At 63.1% G+C, this 3788-nt stretch carries 5 protein-coding genes and 1 pseudogene; 2 read left to right on the top strand and 4 right to left on the bottom strand.

The genetic code is table 11. The features are described 5' to 3' along the window. The 4 genes and pseudogenes from I6F35_RS39390 to I6F35_RS39375 all read right to left on the bottom strand — a co-directional run. The coding region (locus I6F35_RS39390; protein WP_225122942.1) for a hypothetical protein at nucleotides 1–200 on the bottom strand (200 nt) is incomplete at its 3' end. Between the two features lie 186 nt (nucleotides 201–386). Then, complete coding sequence (gene istB / locus I6F35_RS39385; RefSeq protein WP_225122941.1) at nucleotides 387–1130, bottom strand: IS21-like element helper ATPase IstB; 744 nt, start codon at nucleotides 1128–1130, stop codon at nucleotides 387–389. Nucleotides 1131–1140: 10 nt separating this feature from the next. Then, a pseudogene (istA, locus tag I6F35_RS39380) lies at nucleotides 1141–2671 on the bottom strand (IS21 family transposase). A gap of 95 nt (nucleotides 2672–2766) precedes the next feature. After that, nucleotides 2767–3042, bottom strand: coding sequence for a hypothetical protein (locus tag I6F35_RS39375; RefSeq protein WP_225122940.1), 276 nt, complete (start codon nucleotides 3040–3042; stop codon nucleotides 2767–2769). Between I6F35_RS39375 and I6F35_RS39370 the strand changes: the two genes are divergently transcribed. Together I6F35_RS39370 and I6F35_RS39365 are read left to right on the top strand one after the other, a co-directional pair. Further along, complete coding sequence (locus I6F35_RS39370; protein ID WP_225122939.1) at nucleotides 3029–3286, top strand: hypothetical protein; 258 nt, start codon at nucleotides 3029–3031, stop codon at nucleotides 3284–3286. The two genes, I6F35_RS39375 and I6F35_RS39370, sit on opposite strands and share 14 nt — an antisense overlap. 290 nt (nucleotides 3287–3576) lie before the next feature. Beyond that, a partial coding sequence (locus I6F35_RS39365; RefSeq protein WP_225122938.1) for a transposase family protein occupies nucleotides 3577–3788 on the top strand: 212 nt, incomplete at its 3' end.

Here is a 3788-nt window from a genome sequence, read left to right as displayed (position 1 = left end):
GTAAAATCCGTATTCTGCCACCGATAGGCAAGCAGTCGCGGTATCCAGCTTTGACTTTGACAGTGATCCACGCTGATGAAAGAGGAGCGCCAAAGAACAGAAAGAAGATTGAATGGAAACTCCTGACTGCGGATTCCGACGAAGTCGCCCAGGCGTACCGATATGAAGTCGCCCGTGGATTCCGAGACGATGTCGCCCACCTTTCCGATTTGATCTCGCCCAGCGGCGAGGCGTTCTGGCCGGCTGGTTCTCTGGCATCGGTCAAGCCGCGTGGTCAATCTGGAATCGCGACTTCAACCGTTTTTCTTCTTCTGCGATTGCTGTGGGCATGTGGGCAACGCGATTGCGTTCTCCAAGCGCAGCGGCATGTCCACAGCGCCACGGGCTCAGGTCTTTCGGGTGGATTGCCGAGTTTGGCGCAGGCTCTCACCGGTGAGGTCGAGCCGATGGGTATTGTGGACGAGGCGATCGAGCACGGCGTCGGCATAGGTGGGATCTCCAATGAGCAGGTGCCACTGGTCCACGGGAAGCTGGCTGGTGACGATGGTGGAGCGATGACCGTATCGATCTTCGAGGATTTCCAGGAGGTCGTGACGGGCGCCGGCATCGAGCGGCTCGAGCCCTCGATCATCGAGGATCAGCAGATCGACACGGCCAAGGCCGCGCAACAGTCGTGGATGGCGACCGTCGCCGCGGGCGAGCGCCAGATCATCGAACAGGCGCGGGACGCGCTGATAGAGCACGGAGCGATTGTCGCGACAGGCCTTGTGGCCGAGCGCCGAGGCGAGCCAACTCTTGCCGACGTCGGCCGGGCCGCAGATCAGGAGATTGACGTGGTCCTCGATCCAGCGGCCCTCGGCAAGCTTGGCGAACAGCGGGCGGTCGAGACCGCGCGGGGTGCGGTAGTCGATGTCCTCGACGCACGCCTGCTGGCGCAGCTTGGCGTAGCGCAGGCGAGTGGTGAGCCGTTTGTCGTGCCGCAGCGAGGCTTCACGTTCAAGCAGCAGAGCAAGCCATTCGGCGTGACCGAGGCTTGCGGCCTCACCGGTGGCTTCGATGTCGGCGAAGGCCTTGGCCATGCCGTGGAGGCCGAGGGCGTTGAGGCAGTCGAGGGTCAGATGCGTGAGCAAGGATGATCTCCTAGTTGTAGTAGCGCGGTCCGCGGATGTTGACATGCAGGACCGGCGCATCGTCCGCGGAGCGCTGGTGAGCAGGACGCCGATCGAGATTGTTGGCGAGGATCGATTTGACCGAGCCAGAGGTGCGCGCGCCGATGTCGATCGCCCGCCCAGCCGCGGCGTCCAGCCGTTCGCGCCCATAGGAGGCGGCGAGCCTGAGAATGCCGAGGCAGGCGCGGAAGCCTTGCTCGGGGTGCGAGCGCTCGTCGAGAATGAGGTCGCACAACGCGCTGGTCGCCGGCCCGATCGCGGCGGCGTCCTGGCGGATACGCGCGATGGTCCAGCCGGCGTAGCGCCGATGGCTGGAGCCATGTGCTCCGGCACGGTGGTGTGTTTGTGATTGCCGCTCATGCGCTGATGCGCGGCGATCCGCTCGCCCTTGTGGAAGATCTCGACGGTGCGGGCCGTGAACCGCACCTCGACCTCGGCGCGGGCGAAGTGATGCGGAACGCTGTAGTAATGCTTCTCCACCTCGACGTGGTAGTCGAGACTGACGCGGCGGATCCGCCACTCGGCGAGGACGTAGGGGGACACCGGCAATGGCTTGAGCGCCGGCCGGTCGACCTCCTCGAGCAACCGGCGGCGTGTCACGCCGGGCCGCCGGATCGGCCGTTCCTCGTTCAGCCTCGTGAGCAGTTCGCCGATCGCCGCATTGACCTCGGCCAGGCTGTAGAAGGTGCGATGACGCAGGCGGCCGAGCAGCCAGCGCTCGACGATGAGGACGGCCTGCTCGACCTTGGCCTTGTCGCGCGGCTTGCGCGGCCGCGCCGACAAGACGGCCGTGCCGTAATGCGCGGCCATCTCCGCATAGGTGCGATTGATCTGCGGGTCGTAGAGGCTCGCCTTGATGACTGCGACTTTGGTGTTGTCAGGCACCAAGAGCGCCGGGACGCCGCCGATCGCCGCGAAGGCGCCAACATGGGCGCTGATCCAGTCGGCGAGCCCCTGCGTCCACGTCGCTTGCGCGTAGGTGAAGCTCGAGGCGCCGAGCACGGCGACGAAGATCTGCGCCGTCCTCCGCTCACCGGTGAGGCGGTCGACCACCACCGGCACGCCGTCGCCCGCGTAGTCGACGAACAGCTTGTCGCCGGCCGCGTGCGCCTGGCGCATCGTCACCGACAAGCGTCCCTCCCAGGCGCGGTAAAGCTCGCAGAAGCGCGAGTACCGGTATCGCCGCGCTCGGCGCCGATGTACTCTTCCCACAGGATCGACAGCGTCACGTGCTTGCGCTTGAGCTCGCGGTGCACCGCCGCCCAGTCGGGCTCGGCGATGCGGCGATGACCCTGCCGGTTACCGTTGCCCGTCTTGGCGAACAGGCGGGCCTCCAGGGCCGGGTCCGTGTGTTCGTCGGGCAGCGGCCAGCTCAGGCCTGCGGCCTCGAACCGCCGGATGGTCAGCCGCACTGTCGAGGGCGCCGCGCCCATCCGCCGAGCAATTTCGCGGCTCGGCAGCCCAGCCGCCTTCATCCTGATCACATCGCGCACACGGCGCATCGCAAGCCTCTCCGTCGGCATCCAGGGTTCCCCTTCGCAAAGCCGAAAGGGTTGACCCTATGGGAGCCAGAAGAGGTCTCGTCACCCGGGCCACATCATCCCGGAATGGTGGGCGAGATCATCTCGGAATCCTGGGCGACATCGATCGGAATCCGCAACTGCGGACCGATCTTCCGGTGCAATCGCGCGGCGATGCGGTCGAGAAGCTCGAATGGTATTCCCTGCGATGGAAGATCGAGGTCTTCCACAAGGTACTCAAATCCGGCGGTAGGGCAGAGGACTCGCAACTGCGGACTGCTCAGCGATTGACGAATCTGATCTCGGTATTCTGCATTGTGAGCTGGCGCATTTTTTTGGATGACGATGCTCAATCGTTCAGCGCCAAATGCCTCACCGGAATTTGTGCTGACCAAAACTGAAATCCAATTGCTGGATCGGCTCGTCAAAGACAAGAATGCAGTCAGCACACAGCGAAAGACATTGTCGCATTATCTCATCAAGATCGCCAGGCTCGGCGGCTATCTCGCCCGCGCCGACGATCCGCCACCAGGGAATCTGATCTTGTGGCGCGGATTATCGCGATTCATTGATATCGCAACGGGAGCAAAACTCTGACTCAAAAATGTGGGTAATCGTAAGCTTCCTCGTATGCGTACCGACAATCTCATCAAGTTAACAGTGTACCCCCGGCCCGTTGGCCTCAACGAAGCCCAAGTACGACGGTATATTGAACGGCAAGGAAAGAAGGATGTACCTCATAGTCGGCGCTTGTTTTGAATCCTCATGCCAACAACAGGAAACCCCGGGCATCGCCCTAGGGGAATCGCATATGGCCTTAGAGGGGTATTGCATAGCGGTGCGAATTGGATTCTTCGGGTGTTTTCCGATTCCCGAAGGAGACCAAGGTGCGCAATCTCAGGCGCATGTTTCGACCGCTCGAGGATCCGCGTGCCAGCAACGCCCAACACAGTCTGGTGGACATCCTCGTCATCGCCTTGGCGGCGACGCTGGCCGGCGCCAAGACCTGCACCGAGTTCGAGTTCTTCGGCAAAGGCCGAGAGGAGCTGTTGCGGCGGTTCCTGGAGCTCAGCCACGGCATTCCCAGCCACGACACGTT

Origin of the sequence: Bradyrhizobium sp. BRP22 (assembly GCF_020194175.1) — a bacterium.
GTDB lineage: Bacteria > Pseudomonadota > Alphaproteobacteria > Rhizobiales > Xanthobacteraceae > Bradyrhizobium.
The sequence above is the reverse complement of the archived record's forward strand: the minus strand, read 5'-3'. Positions and strand labels throughout refer to the sequence as shown.

Excerpts from the sequence above, each read along its gene's own strand:
- I6F35_RS39370 (WP_225122939.1), top strand. The coding sequence starts at position 3,029 with ATGACGATGCTCAATCGTTCAGCGCCAAATGCCTCACCGGAATTTGTG.